The organism is Massilia sp. CFBP9026, assembly GCF_034045165.1.
GTDB classification, from domain to species: Bacteria; Pseudomonadota; Gammaproteobacteria; order Burkholderiales; family Burkholderiaceae_D; genus Telluria; species Telluria arenae.
Genome location: NZ_JAXCWH010000007.1, coordinates 78,501 through 92,506 on the forward strand (window position 1 = coordinate 78,501; position 14,006 = coordinate 92,506).

At 68.4% G+C, this 14,006-nt stretch carries 14 protein-coding genes; 6 read left to right on the forward strand and 8 right to left on the reverse strand.

The window, feature by feature from the left end; genetic code table 11:
* Nucleotides 1-107 precede the first annotated feature (107 nt).
* The gene (locus tag SOM28_RS17790) at nt 108-2,864 is read left to right on the forward strand and encodes a PAS domain S-box protein (protein WP_320468919.1); all 2,757 of its coding nucleotides are present in this window, start codon (nt 108-110) and stop codon (nt 2,862-2,864) included.
* Here the strand turns inward: SOM28_RS17790 and SOM28_RS17795 are convergent.
* Genes SOM28_RS17795 through SOM28_RS17810 form a run of 4 tightly spaced genes read right to left on the reverse strand, consistent with a single transcriptional unit; the run spans nt 2,861 to nt 6,448 of the window.
* Nucleotides 2,861-4,246 carry a multicopper oxidase family protein gene (locus SOM28_RS17795; protein ID WP_320468920.1) on the reverse strand — a complete coding sequence of 462 codons (1,386 nt, stop codon included), beginning with the start codon at nt 4,244-4,246 and terminating at the stop codon, nt 2,861-2,863. The two genes, SOM28_RS17790 and SOM28_RS17795, sit on opposite strands and share 4 nt — an antisense overlap.
* Entirely contained in the window at nt 4,243-5,625 is a 1,383-nt protein-coding gene (locus SOM28_RS17800; protein ID WP_320468921.1) for a TolC family protein, read from the reverse strand. Before SOM28_RS17800 ends, SOM28_RS17795 begins: the two co-directional genes overlap by 4 nt.
* Nucleotides 5,625-5,975: a hypothetical protein gene (locus tag SOM28_RS17805; RefSeq protein WP_320468922.1), complete on the reverse strand. Its 351-nt coding sequence runs from the start codon at nt 5,973-5,975 to the stop codon at nt 5,625-5,627. Before SOM28_RS17805 ends, SOM28_RS17800 begins: the two co-directional genes overlap by 1 nt.
* Before the next feature lie 56 nt (nt 5,976-6,031).
* Nucleotides 6,032-6,448 (reverse strand): hypothetical protein, encoded by a 417-nt coding sequence (locus SOM28_RS17810; protein WP_320468923.1) that lies wholly within the window; start codon nt 6,446-6,448, stop codon nt 6,032-6,034.
* A 116-nt stretch (nt 6,449-6,564) separates the two neighbouring features.
* Here SOM28_RS17810 and SOM28_RS17815 point away from each other — a divergent pair, with 116 nt between their 5' ends.
* The 3 genes from SOM28_RS17815 to SOM28_RS17825 all read left to right on the forward strand — a co-directional run bounded on the left by SOM28_RS17815 (nt 6,565) and on the right by SOM28_RS17825 (nt 9,967).
* Nucleotides 6,565-9,255, forward strand: a complete 2,691-nt coding sequence (locus SOM28_RS17815; protein WP_320468924.1) for a bifunctional acetate--CoA ligase family protein/GNAT family N-acetyltransferase — start codon at nt 6,565-6,567, stop codon at nt 9,253-9,255.
* Nucleotides 9,256-9,399: 144 nt separating this feature from the next.
* Complete coding sequence (locus SOM28_RS17820) at nt 9,400-9,675, forward strand: hypothetical protein (protein ID WP_221176219.1); 276 nt, start codon at nt 9,400-9,402, stop codon at nt 9,673-9,675.
* 7 nt (nt 9,676-9,682) lie between these two features.
* Nucleotides 9,683-9,967 carry a hypothetical protein gene (locus SOM28_RS17825; RefSeq protein ID WP_148044129.1) on the forward strand — a complete coding sequence of 95 codons (285 nt, stop codon included), beginning with the start codon at nt 9,683-9,685 and terminating at the stop codon, nt 9,965-9,967.
* On the opposite strand, the gene SOM28_RS17830 is transcribed toward SOM28_RS17825, so the two are convergent.
* Nucleotides 9,960-10,316 (reverse strand): cupin domain-containing protein, encoded by a 357-nt coding sequence (locus SOM28_RS17830; protein ID WP_123071788.1) that lies wholly within the window; start codon nt 10,314-10,316, stop codon nt 9,960-9,962. The two genes, SOM28_RS17825 and SOM28_RS17830, sit on opposite strands and share 8 nt — an antisense overlap.
* Before the next feature lie 68 nt (nt 10,317-10,384).
* Here SOM28_RS17830 and SOM28_RS17835 point away from each other — a divergent pair, with 68 nt between their 5' ends.
* Both SOM28_RS17835 and SOM28_RS17840 read left to right on the forward strand, forming a co-directional pair.
* A complete protein-coding gene (locus SOM28_RS17835; RefSeq protein ID WP_320468925.1) occupies nt 10,385-11,254 on the forward strand; it encodes an AraC family transcriptional regulator in 870 nt (289 codons plus the stop codon).
* Nucleotides 11,255-11,277: 23 nt separating this feature from the next.
* Nucleotides 11,278-11,730 carry a GNAT family N-acetyltransferase gene (locus SOM28_RS17840; RefSeq protein WP_320468926.1) on the forward strand — a complete coding sequence of 151 codons (453 nt, stop codon included), beginning with the start codon at nt 11,278-11,280 and terminating at the stop codon, nt 11,728-11,730.
* A gap of 9 nt (nt 11,731-11,739) precedes the next feature.
* Here SOM28_RS17840 and SOM28_RS17845 read toward each other — a convergent pair whose 3' ends face one another.
* The 3 genes from SOM28_RS17845 to SOM28_RS17855 form a co-directional block, all read right to left on the reverse strand.
* Nucleotides 11,740-12,984: a DEAD/DEAH box helicase gene (locus SOM28_RS17845; protein WP_123071785.1), complete on the reverse strand. Its 1,245-nt coding sequence runs from the start codon at nt 12,982-12,984 to the stop codon at nt 11,740-11,742.
* Between the two features lie 111 nt (nt 12,985-13,095).
* Nucleotides 13,096-13,236, reverse strand: coding sequence for a hypothetical protein (locus SOM28_RS17850; protein ID WP_320468927.1), 141 nt, complete (start codon nt 13,234-13,236; stop codon nt 13,096-13,098).
* A gap of 91 nt (nt 13,237-13,327) precedes the next feature.
* Nucleotides 13,328-14,005, reverse strand: a complete 678-nt coding sequence (locus tag SOM28_RS17855) for a hypothetical protein (RefSeq protein WP_123071784.1) — start codon at nt 14,003-14,005, stop codon at nt 13,328-13,330.
* Nucleotide 14,006: the final 1 nt, after the last annotated feature.

Genomic DNA, 14,006 nt, shown 5'->3' on the forward strand with positions numbered 1-14,006 from the left:
TGCAGGGGGAATTGCGCTATATTTTATTGAAACGACAATAAAACCAGGCACCGCCCGGACAGCCCGAAAACCATGCTGCCCCCGCCGGATCCTCCACGGGGAGATACATGCGACAAGGCGTTCTGGCAGAACCGACGGACCTGGTGAAGCATCATCCGAGCGGCGCCCAGCTGCGCCACGTGGTGTGGGTGCTGGCCGGCCTGGCGCTGGTCTTTGCGCTGCTGGCGCCGGCCGCCGGGATACCGCTGGCGCGGGCGCCGGAATTCATCCCGATGTACGGCTCGGTGCTGATCGGCGCCAACCTGCTGACCGGCATCCTGCTGCTCGGGCACGTCCACACGGGACGCTCGCGCGCGCTCGGCATCCTGGTGCTGGGCTACCTGCTCACGGCGCTGATCGCCAGCGCCCACCTGCTGACCTTTCCCGGCCTGTTCGCCGACCAGGGCGTGCTGGGCGGCAATCACCAGACCACGCCCTGGCTGCACGTCGCCTGGCATGCGCTATTCCCCCTGTTCGTGCTCGGCTATACCCGCAGCACCGATGCGCCGCCACTGCCGCCGCACTTCATGCGCGTCGGCGCCTTGCTGATCGTGCTGGTCGTGGCGCTGCTGGTGCTGGTGTCGACCTCGGGCGCACGCTGGCTGCCGCCGTTGATGGACGGCGACCGCACGCTCCCGCTGTATCACTGGATCGCGGGCGCCATACTTGCGCTGTCGGTGGGGGTGCTGTGGGCCATCGTGCGCAAGCGTCCGCGCACCGTGCTCGATGTCTGGCTGGCGGTGGCGATGGCGGCCTGGGTGTTCGAGATCGCACTGTCCTGCGTGCTCAATGGCGGCATGTTCGACCTCGGTTTCTATGCCGGCCGCCTGTATGGCCTGGCGGCGGCGCTGTTCGTGCTGGGGGCGCTGGCGATCGACAATATCGCCCTGCATGCGCGCCTGCACGCGACCTTCCAGGAAATGATGGAGACCCGCGCCCACGCCCAGTGGCACAGCCTGCTGGGGACGGTGCTGCGGCAGTTGCCGGACGGGGTGCTGATCGTCGACGCGGCGGGGCGCTGCGTGATGGCCAACGACCAGGCCGGCCGGATGGCGGCCAGCTTCGCGCCAGGCGCCGCCGGCGCGCATGCCGGGGCAGACGCAGGGGCGCATACCGGCATCGCCGCGATGCTCGACCTGATCCGCGATCCGGTGGCGCGTGCGGTCGGCGGCGAGACGTTTCACGACGCCCTGCTGGAAAGCGACCATGACGGCGTGCGGCGCACCCATACGGTGAGCGGCGCGCCGCTGCGCGACGGCGCCGCCGAACTGGCGGCGGCAGTGATCGTGGTAGCCGACATCACCGAACGCACCGAGGCCAGTGCGGCCCTGGCGCGCGCGCTGGACCAGACGCGCTACCTGGTCGAGAACACGCCGCTGGCCGTCATCGAATGGAACCGCGACCGTGCCGTCACCCTGTGGAACGGGCGCGCAGAGGAATTGTTCGGCTGGCGCCAGCATGAAGTGGTCGGCTCCCGCATCGATGCGCTGCCGCTGATCCACGACAGCGACGCCGACCAGGTGGGCCAGATGATCCGGCGCCTGCTCGATTCGCCCACCCGCCACGCCAAGTCGCGCAACCGCAACCTCACCCGCGACGGCCGCGTGCTGTGCTGCGAGTGGTACAACTCGGTGCTGGTCGACGAGGCCGGCCAGATCCTGACCGTGTTCTCGCTGGTGCTGGACGTGACCGAGCGCGAGCAGGCGATGGACGGCCTGCGCGAGGCCGACCAGCGCAAGGACGTGTACATCGCCACCCTGGCGCACGAGCTGCGCAACCCGCTGGCGCCGATCGCCAATGCGGCCTCGCTGCTGCGCGCCAAGTCGCTGTCGCCCGAGCGCATCGAGTGGATCGCCGCCATGGTGGGCCGCCAGGTCGGCCAGATGGCGCGCCTGCTGGACGACCTGCTGGACGTCTCGCGCATCGGCCGCGGCAAGATCGAGCTGCGGCGCACGCGGGTCGAACTCGGGCGCCTGATCCGCGACGCCCTGCAGGCCAGCATGTCGCTGATCGAGAGCGGGCGTCACCAGGTGGCGTTGCGGCTGGTCGACGAGCCCCTGTGGGCCGACGCCGACGCGCTGCGCCTGACCCAGGTGTTCGCGAACCTGATCAACAATGCGGCCAAGTACACGCCGCCCGGCGGCGCGCTCGAGATCGGACTGCGCTCGGAGAATGGCGAGGCGGTGGCCTGGGTGGCCGACAATGGCGTGGGCCTGGACGCCGGCATGATCGAGCGCGTGTTCGATCCTTTCGTGCAGGTCGGCAGCGCGCGCCACCTGGCCCAGGGTGGGCTGGGAATCGGGCTGTCGCTGGCCAAGGGCTTCGTCGAGCTGCATGGCGGCAGCGTCCACGCCGACAGCGACGGGGAGGGGAAGGGCGCCACCTTCATCGTGCGCCTGCCGCTGTGCGAGGCGGCCGAGCCGGAGGCCCAGGCCGAGGGCGAGTCGGCCGGCGGCGCCGTCAACGGCAAGCATATCCTGGTCGCCGACGACAACGTCGACGCCGCCGAGTCGCTGGCCTGGCTGCTGCGTTCCGAAGGGGCGAGCGTGACGGTGGCCCACGACGGCGCCCAGGCGCTGCGGCTATACCATGAGCGCTGCGCCGACATCGTGGTGCTCGACCTGGGCATGCCCGAGATGAGCGGACTTGAAGTGGCCGCCATCCTGGCCGACAAGTGTCCGCGCCCCTACCTGGTGGCGGTCACGGGACGCGGCCGGCAGGAAGACCACGCCGCCTCGCTGGCGGCCGGCTTCGATCATCACTTCACCAAGCCGGTGGCGCCGCAGCAGCTGATCGAGCTGCTGCGCGGGGTGGAACAGGCTTAGTGGTGGCCGCCGTGGTCCTTGGCGCCGGGCTTGCGGGCGTTGAGGACCGGGCCGGCCGGCGCCGCCGGGCTGGCGTTCGGCGCGCTGGTGGCGGCCGGCACTTCGCCGGTCCATTCGCGCGCGACGCTGCCGGCCGGATGACGGTACCAGCCTGGGTCGCGGTAGTCGCCGCGCTTCTGGCCTTCGCGCACCTTCAGCACCGTGAACATGCCGCCCATCTCGAGGTTGCCGAAGGGGCCGTCGCCGCTCATCATCGGCAGCGTATTGTGCGGCAGCGCCATCTTCATGTCGCCCATCGAACCGCCCTTGTCGCCCATGACCATATAGCCCGGCACCAGCTTGTTGATCTTCTCGGCCACGCCGCGGTGATCGACCCCGATCAGGGTCGGCACGTCGTGTCCCATCGCATTCATGGTGTGGTGCGATTTATGGCAGTGGAAGGCCCAGTCGCCCGGCGCGTCGGCGACGAACTCGATGGCCCTCATCTGGCCCACGGCGACGTCGGTGGTGACCTCGGGCCAGCGCGCCGACTTGGGCACCCAGCCGCCGTCGGTGCCGGCCACTTCGAAGCGGTGGCCGTGCAGGTGGATCGGGTGGTTGGTCATGGTCAGGTTGCCGACCCGGATGCGCACCTTCTCGTTCAGCCCGGCCACCATCGAATCCAGGCCCGGGAACACCCGGCTGTTGATGGTCCACAGATTGAAGTCGAGCATGGTGTTGGTGCGCGGGGTGTAGCTGCCCGGTTCGATGTCGTAGGACGACAGCAGCATCACGTAATCGCGGTCGACGGCATGCTGGCGCGGATTCTTCGGATGCGTCACCCAGAAGCCCATCATCCCCATCGCCATCTGCTGCATCTCGTCGGCGTGCGGGTGGTACATGAAGGTGCCGGCATGGCGCGCCACGAATTCATAGACGAAGGTTTTGCCGGGCTGGATGCCGGGTTGCGTGAGGCCGGTGACGCCGTCCATCCCGCACGGCAGCAGCTGGCCGTGCCAGTGCACGCTGGTGTGCTCGGGCAGCTTGTTGGTCACGAAAATGCGCACCCGGTCGCCTTCGACGACCTCGATCGTGGGGCCCGGGCTCTGGCCATTGTAGCCCCACAGATTGGCCTGCATGCCGGGCGCCAGTTCGCGCACCACCGGTTCGGCCACCAGGTGGAATTCCTTGACGCCGTCCTTCATGCGCCAGGGCAGGGTCCAGCCATTGAGGGTCACGACCGGGTTGTAGGGACGGCCGCTCGGCGGCGCCAGTGGGGCCGCGGTGGCGGCGGAGGTGTGGACGGGGGCTTCGGGCAGACCGGCGGCGCCGGCCTTGCTCACCAGCGAGGCGCCCAGCATGGTCACGCCGGCGCCAGTCAGGAACGATCTGCGGTTGGTCATTGTGCTTCCTTGTGTTCGTGTGCGGGCGGCAAGCGGCCTCCCAGGGCGGCTTCGAGGTCGGCCTCGGCCAGCCAGAAATCCTTGAGGGCGTCGATGGTGGCGTGCACCGCCGCCGCCTGTTCGCGCGCATCGGCCAGCAGCTCGAAGGGGCTGGCCAGCATGCCGTTGTAGCGCAGCAGGGTCTCGGCCGCGATTTTCTGGCGCAGCGGGATCACCTGCTCGCGGTAGTGGCGCGCGACGTCGTAGCTGGCACGGTAGCCCAGGTAGCCGGCGCGCGCTTCGCTGCGCGCGTTGACGGCCGTCTCGGCGACCCGTCCGATGGCCTGCATATACACGCCTTCAGCACGCGCGACGCGGGCGCCGCCCCAGTCGAACAGCGGCAATTCGAGCGAAATTTCATAGCCTTCGCTGCGCGGTTCGCCCGTCTCGCTCTTGCTGGCGTAGCCCAGGTCGAGCACATTGACCATGCGCGTGGTGCGCGTCAGGCCCAGGTCGGCGGCGGTGCCGGCGGCGGCGGCGCGCGCGGCGCGCACGTCGAGTCGCTGCTCGAGGGCCAGCCGCTCGATGCCGGCCAGTTCGACCGGCTGCGCCGGCAGCTCGGGCAGGCGATCAGGCAAGGCGTAGCCGGCATGAAAGCCCCACAGGCCGAGCTGGCGCGTCAGGTGTTCGCGGGCGGCGTCACGGGCGCGGCCGGCGCGCAGCACGGCGGCGCCGGCTTCGGCATGGAAGGCCGATTCGCGCGCCAGGTCGAGTGCGCTGGCATTGCCGGCCAGCGTCATGCGCTCCATCAGCTCGCTGGAGGCGTCGGCGGCCGCGGCGACCTGGCGCGCATAGTCGAGCGCCTGGCCGGCGGCAACGGCCTCGATCCAGGCGCGCCGGGTGGCGATCGTATGGCGTTCGATGGCGGCGGCGACCTGCAAGGTGGTTTCCTGGTAGCGCCGCTCGGCCATGCGCTGGCGTAGCGGCATGGTCAAGAGGCCCGCCAGGTCGAGCGACACGCCGCGCTCGATCTCGCGGCTGCCGCCGCCATCCATGCGCGAGAAGCCGAACGAGGGATTGCGCAGGCGCGCGGCCTGGGCCAGGTCGGCCTGGGCGATGCCGGCGTCCCAGTAGCTCGCCTGCAGGCCGGGGTGGTTCAGGACGGCGATGCGCACGGCGGCGTCCAGGCCAAGGGGTTCCTTGAGCAGGGCGTCGATCTCCGACGCCAGCGCGCGCCGGTCATCGTCGCTCTGCAGCAGGCGCGCCTCGACGCCGGTGCGGGTACGCGCCTCGTCAGCGCTCAGGCGGAAAGCGGTATCGGGATCGGTGCTGGCGCAGCCGGCCAGCAGCAGCGCGGCAGCCGCGGCCAGCGCGCTGCGCGACATGATCGGAGCGGCCATCAGTGGTGTTCTCCATGTCCGTGGTGGCCATGGTGTTCATGGTCTTCGGCTTTCGGCTTTGCCTGTTGCGCGGGCTTGGCGTGGCCGGCATGCGTGGAATGATCGGCGTGTGCGCCGTGATGAGAGTGTGCCGGCTGGCTGGCCACGGTGCGGTTGCTTTCCTGCCAGTTGCGGTCCGGCGTGGCCGCGGCGGCGGCAGGCGGGCGCTGGACGTGGGCGCTCTGGTAGCGCGTCTCGGGAACCTTCGCGGCGGGGTCGTCGGCGGTGTGCTGGGCGACGGCGGGCATGGCCGCTAGCAATGCACCCAGCAGGGCGGCCGCGCGCCATGGCGCGGCGGTATGGATAAACATGGTGTCCTCGTTCGGATGAAATACGGCGGGCCGCGCACCGTGCGCGGCGGGCGACATCAGGCGAGCGGGAAGCGGGGCGGTCGTTCGGGCAGCGCGAGGTCGACCGCGGCAAGACGGCCAGTGGCGGCCACGAGGAGGGTAGTGGTCAGGGTTGGCGGAGGCGGCGCAACGCCGGTCGCGGGCGCCATGGCGGCGCCCATGCAGCATGCGGCGCAGGCGCTGCAGCTGCCGTCGTGATCGTGGGCATCCTGGGCAAGGTCCGGCGTCCCGTCGTGTATCTGCTGCGTCTCGTGGCAAGGGCTGCTCGCGGCGTCGTGGTGCGCCGTAGCAGCATGCGTGGCCTGCTGCGTCCCTTGCGCCGCGCTATTGCCTGCATCGTGCGCGCATGCGAGCATGGCGGCCGAAGCGATTCCCTGGAACGGGATCGCCAGCAGCATCAGCCATACGAACAGGAGACGGACGGAATATTTCACGCGGCGATTCTAGCACGGCCGGCACCCTTGCCGGCAAGCCCTGGCTTCGACGCGCCGTCGGGTCGCGGCGTTTGATACGATGTGTCACTACTTGCCGATGAAAAGGGCCCCCGTCAATGAGCGTCCGCAACCTGCAATACCTGTTCGCGCCGAAATCGGTGGCCCTGATCGGCGCCTCCGAGCGCCCCGGCAGCATGGGCACGACCCTGCTCGACAACCTGCTGGGCGGCGGCTTCAAGGGCAAGCTGTACGCGGTCAACCCCAAGTACGAGCAGGTCGGCGAGCTGCCCTGCTACGACAGCGTGGCCGACCTGCCCGAGGCGCCCGAGCTGGCCGTGATCTGCACGCCGCCGGCGACCGTGCCGCAGCTGGTGCGCCAGCTGGGCGAACGTGGCACGCGCGCGGCTGTGGTGCTCAGTAGCGGCATGGCGAAGGCGCGCGATGGACGCGGCCGCAGCCTGCGCCAGGCCGCGCTCGATGCGGCCCATCCCTATCTGCTGCGCCTGCTCGGACCGAACAGCGCCGGCCTGCTGGCGCCCGGCCTCGGCCTGAACGCCAGCGTGGCCCACAGCGGCGCGCTGCCGGGGCGGATCGCCTTCGTCTCGCAATCCGGCTCCCTGATGACGGGCGTGCTGGACTGGGCGCGCACGCGCGGCATCGGCTTTTCGCACTTCATCTCGCTGGGCGACTCGAGCGACGTCGACCTGGGCGACGTGCTGGATTACCTGGCCAGCGACGGCCATGCGGGCGCCATCCTGCTGCACGTCGGCCAGCTGCGCTATGCGCGCAAGTTCATGTCGGCGGCGCGCGCCGCGGCGCGCAGCAAGCCGGTGCTGGTGCTCAAGTCGCGCTCCGGCGAGGACGGCGTGCGCGCGGTGGCCAGCGAGAGCGGGGCCCTGGCCAGCGAGGATGACGTGTTCGACGCCGCGGTGCGGCGCGCCGGCATGCTGCGGGTGTATACCACCGAGCAGCTGTTCGCGGCGGTCGAGACCCTGGCCTATGCGCGCCCGCTGCATGGCGAGCGGCTGGCCATCGTCAGCAATGGCGCGGGCCCCGGCGTGCTGGCGCGCGACGCGCTGCGCTACGGCAAAGGCACGGCCGCCACCTTGTCGCCCGAGTCGATCGCCCAACTGGACGCGCTGCTGCCCGGCGGGGCGGGCGTACAGTCGGCCAATCTGCCGGTCAACCTGCTGGGCGGCGCGCCGCCCGAACGCTACGCGGCCGCGCTCGAGATCCTGCTCAAGGACCCGCAGGTCGACGCCGTGCTGGTGGTGCATTCGCCGACCGCCACCGTCGACAGCCGCGAAGTGGCGAACGCCATCGCGCCGCTGGCGCGCGCCGCCTCGCGCCCGATCCTGTCGTGCTGGCTGGGTGGCGCCTCGGTGCTCGAGGCGCGCACCATCGCCGCCAATGCGCGCATGCCCACCTTTCGCACACCCGAGGATGGCGTGGCCGGCTTCCTGCAACTGGTGAACTACCGCCGCAACCAGAACCTCCTGATGGAAGTGCCGCCCTCAATGGTCGGCCACATGGCGCCCGACCGCAGCAGCGCGCGGGCGCTGGTGCGCGAGGCGATCGCCAATAAACGCCTGCTGCTGTCCGATCCCGAGACCAAGGCCATCCTGCGCGCCTACGGCCTGGCCCTGGTCGAAACCCGCGCCGCGCCCGACGTCGAGGCCGCGGTGGTGGCGGCACGCGCCATCGGCTACCCCGTCGCGGTGAAGATCCTGACTCCCGACGTGATGCACAAGTCGGACTTCGGCGGCGTGACGCTCGACCTCGATTCCGACGATGCGGTGCGCGCCAGCGCCCAGCGCATGAAGAAGCGCCTGGACGAGCTGTTCCCCCAGGCGCGCTTCGACGGTTTTTCGGTGCAGGCCATGTGCCGCCGGGCCAACGGCCATGAACTGATCGTCGGCGCCGCCACCGATCCGGTGTTCGGGCCAGTGCTGGTGTTCGGCCAGGGTGGGATAGCGGTGGAAGTCACCGACGACTATTCGGTGGCCCTGCCGCCGCTGAACCTGGTGCTGGCGCGCGACCTGGTCGACCGCACGCGGGTGGCGCGCCTGCTGGCCGGCTACCGCAACCGTCCGCCGGCCAACCTGGACGCGATCCTGGCGGTGCTGATCCAGGTCTCGCGGCTTGTGTCCGACATTCCCGAGATCGTCGAACTGGACATCAATCCGCTGCTGGCCGACAGCAAGGGAGCGACCGTGCTCGATGCGCGGGTGCGCCTGGCGCTGGCCGACCGCTCGGGCAGCACGCTCGACCGGCTGGCGATCCGCCCCTATCCGCGCGAGCTCGAAGAGACGATGGCCTGGAATGGCGCGCCGCTGCTGCTGCGCCCGATCCGTCCAGAGGATGGCCCGGCCCACCTGGCCTTCTTCGATGCGCTGACCCCGGACGACATCCGCTACCGCATGTTCGTGCGCATCCGCGAGCTGCAGCCCTCGCAGCTGGCGCGCTTCACCCAGATCGACTACGACCGCGAGATGGCCTTCATCGCCACCCGCAAGAATGCCGAAGGTGTGAATGAGACGCTGGCGGTGGGCAGGGTGGTGGCCGATCCCGACAACACCAGCGCCGAATTCGCCGTCACCGTGCGCTCCGACCTGAAGGGCATGGGGCTCGGTCGCATCATGATGACCAAGCTGATCGAGTATTGCCGGGCGCGCGGCACCGGCGAGATCGTGGGCGAGGCGCTGCCGCAGAATTCGCGCATCGTCGCCATGGTGAAAAAACTGGGTTTCGAGGTGACGATCGACGGCGAGGAAGGCATCCGGAAAATGCGCCTTGCATTACGTTAGGGTTTTGCGACCTTTTGTGACAAAAGGTGAACTTTGCACGCGGCCACGATGGTATCTTAGCGCCCATTCTTGCCGTACTTGTCGCCCTGTCACGTCGTGACGATCCGCTGCAACCTTTGCAACTCGAACCTCGTATCGATCACGATGTCCCGACTCGGTCTCTTTTTTTGCGCTCCCTACGCCCTGTTCATCGCGGCCTGTCTCGGCATCGTCTCGCTGGGCAACGTCGACTACCAGTCACAGTTCACCTACCTGGAGCTGCCGATCGCGGCCCAGCTGGCGCTGGCGCACTGGCTGGGCCTGGACCGCGCGCTGGAAATCATCTCCTGGCCCGATGCCTATGGCCTGTTCATGACGCCGGCCTTTATCCTGCTATACGCGGCCGGCGCATCGATCGAGCGTGGCCTGGATCGGCGCTAGCAGCGTGATGAAGGAAGTACACGCGATCAGGTGGTTCAAGTACCGCGAAGCCGGCATGGCATCGTGGATCGTCAAGCGGGGACTGCTCGCCTACGGCATCCCGATGTACCTGTTCTTCGTGGTCTCCGGATGGTTCAGCAAGCCCGAACAGTTCCTGCCTTCCCTCGTCTACAACATCCCGTCCTGGCTGATCGCGGGCACCGTGTTCGGCGTCCTGACCTGGTATGTCTTCGAGTGGCAGTACCGGCGCTACGTCGCCAGGAACGGGGAGCCGCCGGCATCCGTCAAATGACGCGGCGTGGGGCGGCGGTCAGCGGGTCGCCGCTGTTCGGGGTCCCGGTCGGTTCGATCAGCAGGATATGCGCCTCTTCGCTGGCCCGCGGCCGGTGACGAACGCCGGCAGGGACGATATACACCTGGCCGGCGGTCAGGCTGACGGTTTCCCCATCGTCGAGGTCGATGTCCAGCCGGCCGTGCAGGACCAGGAAGAAGTCGTCGGTGTCGTCGTGGACATGCCAGTGGTAGTCGCCGCGCAGCTTCGCCACCATCACGTCATGGCCATTGAACAGCGCGACGGTGCGCGGCTGCCAGGCTTCGCTGAAGGTAGCCAGTTTGGTGGCCAGGTCGATCGGAGTGTGCATAGGGCGCCCCTTGAATGGAAAGCGCCATTCTTGCCGGTCCGCCCAGTGCGGTCTTGTACAATTGTTGCATGAGTCAAAACGCCCGCCGTCCAGTCAACCAGGCCACATTCGGGGCGCTGCCCCATGGCGTGACGCTGATGCAGGCCGACTTTGCCGATCACGCTTTCGAACGGCATAGTCACGAAGGCTTCGTGATCGGCGCCACGACGTTTGGCATTCAGCGTTTCGGCTGCAAGGGGAGGCACTACGACAGCCAGGCCGGGGATTTCGTGCTGTTCAATCCGGACGACGACCATGATGGCCGGCCAGGAACGGAAGACGGTTTTCGCTACATGCTCTGGTACGTTCCCGAGGACTTCGTCGCCAGCTGCACGGACGCGGACGTCGAACCGGGGCGCAAGCGCTACTTCGCCAACCCGCATGTCACCGACCGCCATATGGTCGAGCGGTTCAGGGCCTTGTCGGGCGGCCTGGCCGAAGCGCACACCGGCTTGGGCGCAGAATCGCTGCGCACCGAATCCCTGATGCGCGCATTCATCGGCACAATGCTGGGTCGGCACGGAGAGCGGCCGCAGGCGGATGCGATTCACGCCCGCGGTGCGGACAATGCCGCGCTGTCACGGGTCAGGGATTACATCCGGACGTATTACGCGCACGATCTGACGGTCGCGGACCTGGCCGTCGTGGCAGGTTTGTCGCGCGCGCACCTGACACGCGCTTTCGGCGCGGCGTATCACATGCCGCCGCACGTCTACCTGAACGCCATGCGCATCAGGCAGGCCCAAGCGCTGATCCGTCGTGGCATGCCGCTCACGGCGGTGGCGCTCGAATGCGGATTCGCCGACCAGAGTCACTTCATCCGCCGCTTCAAGGGCGGCGTCGGCGTCACGCCGTCGGCATGGCGCAGCATGTATTGCGCGCCCCGGCGCTTATCTTAATCTCTTTCATTTGCACGCCAGCCATGCCAGACCATCCCATTGACCTCTCAATTGCGGTTGAACCGCAACCGGACTACCGCGACGCGAACGTCGTCATCCAGGGCCTGATCGATTTCAACGCGGCGCATGCCGGCGGGACCGCGCCGCAAGAGCTCCTGGTAACCTTGCGCGACAATGAGGGGAAGGTGGTTGGCGGCCTGTCCGGCGACACCTGGGTGGGCTGGCTGCAGGTGCATGCGCTGTGGCTGGCCGACGATGTGCGCGCGCGCGGCTTGGGACGCGCCCTGATGCTTGAAGCCGAGCGCGAAGCCGTGCGCCGTGGCTGCACGCAGGCCTTCCTCGAGACGCTCAGCTTCCAGGCGCTCGGTTTCTACGAGAAGCTCGGCTACACGGTATTCAGCCGCCTCGACGGCTTCCCGCCGGGCGGCGCGCGCTATGCCATGCGCAAGCCACTGGAACCGGCTCGGGCAGACTGAGTTCGCGCCCTAGCGCCGGAACCGCACGTCCTCGCTGACCACTGCCGCATCGCCCTTCGGCTTCTTGGGCTTTTTCGGCTTCTTGACGATCTGCCCCTTCGCATCCGTCAGCGGCACCCGGTGGTCGGGCACGAAGCCCGGTTCTTCGACGCGCTCGAGCGTTTGCCGGGTCAGTACCTCGATCGCCGCGAGCTGCTCGACCTCGTCGGCGCACACCAGCGACACCGCCTCGCCGGTGGCGCCGGCGCGGCCTGTGCGGCCGGTGCGGTGCACGTAGTCTTCGGCCACGATCGGCAGGTCGACGTTGATCACGGCCGGCAGGTCGTCGATGTCGATCCCGCGCGCGGCGACGTCGGTCGCGACCAGCACCCGCACCTCGCCCGCCTTGAAGCGTTCGAGCGCGCGCAGGCGCGCCGGCTGCGGCTTGTCGCCGTGGATCGAGTCGGCCGTGATGCGCTTGGCTTCGAGCAGGGACACCAGTTCATCCACGCCCTTGCGGGTGCGCGCGAAAGCCAGCACCTGGGTCCAGTCATGGCGTTTCAGCAGATGCACGAACAGCTCTGGCTTGCGCTTCTTGTCGACGGTGATGATCCACTGCTTCACTGCGGCGACGGTGGTGTTGCGCGGCGTGGCCTCGATGCGGACCGGCTCGCGCAGCATCTGGTTCGACAGCGCGCGGATCTGGTCCGAGAAGGTGGCCGAGAACAGCAGGGTCTGGCGCTTCTTGGGCAGCAGTTTCATGATGCCGTCGAGCTCGCGCGCGAAGCCCAGGTCGAGCATGCGGTCGGCTTCGTCGAGCACCAGGGTCTTGACTTCGTTGAAGCGCACCGCGTTCTGGCGCTGCAGGTCGAGCAGGCGGCCGGGCGTGGCGACCATCACGTCCACTCCGCGGCGCAATGCCATCATCTGCGGATTGATGCTCACCCCGCCGTAGGCAACCATGGTGCGCAGCGGCAGGCCTTCGGCATAGGTGCGTACGCTTTCGTGCACCTGCTCGGCCAGTTCGCGGGTTGGCACCAGGATCAGCGCGCGCACCGCGTTACTGCCCACCTCGCCGCTCTTGGCGAGGCGCTGGAGGATCGGCAGGGTGAAGCCGGCGGTCTTGCCGGTGCCGGTCTGGGCCGCGGCCATCACGTCGCGGCCGGCCAGCACGGCGGGAATCGCCTGTTCCTGGACGGCAGTGGGGGTGTGGTAGGCGAGGGCGTCGAGGGTGCGGACGATCTGGTCGATCAGGCCGAGGGATGCGAACGACATGGGTGGGTGAACCTTGGGATGGAAAATGAACAGGCCACAGTTTACCCTGCCTGGGTCGGCATGGCGATAACGGCGGCTGGCGACTGCTGCGCCGGATGTTTGCGCTTGGCCCTAAGGCACCAGGACGGCGGCAGTGACCACGCTCACCGACAGGTCGGCGATCGGCTTGACCGGCTCGTTGTGTTCACGGCAGCCGCCGAGCAGCAGGCAGCTCGCGCTCAGTGCAGCGGCGAGGATTCGGCGTGACGACATGATGGACTCCCTCCCGATGGTGGAAGTCCATCATACGCCGGCCGCGTCAGGCCTGGCGCGCGTTCGGCATGGCCGCCTGGAAAGCCGCCGCTCAGAAGTTGTACGACACGCTGGCGCGCAGCACCGGGAAGAACTTGTGCTTCGCCAGCTCGTCGCTCAGGCGCTGCTCTTCGAGGCCGAGGTCGCGCACCAGCAGGCGGCATACTGCGGTCGAGGTCGTGCAGCCGCGGCTGACCAGGTTGACGTGGGCCTTGCCCTGGTAGAAGGCGCCGATGTCGCCGGCGAAGTTCCAGCGCTTGTCCTGCGTCAGCGCATTGCCCCAGCCGATGCCGAAGTAGGGCGCGGCCCGCTGGAAGTCGACGTCGGCGCTCAGCGTGCCGACGTCGGCGGCCGTATAAGTCACCTTATTGATGATGTAATTGCCCTGGCTGTTGGCGTAGCCCTTTGCTTCGGCCTTGTTGCCGTTGTACATCACGCCGCCGGTCAGGCGGAAATTGCTGTTCGGGATGATATACCAGTCGAACAGCACGTCGAAAGTCTGCAGCTTGGCGTCGCCCTTGTAATCGATGTCGCCCGAGCGGCTGTCGAAGTCGTGCTTGTAGTAGTTGATGCCGAAGCGACCATTCAGATTGCTTTCCATCGGCACCACCAGGTGGACGCCAGCGCCCGTGGTGCCGAGGTCGGCAGTGACGGCGGCGCCGATCTGGGCGTGAGCGGTGGCGGCAGCAAGGGTGGCAGCCAGGCCGATGGCCATGCGTTTCAGATACATC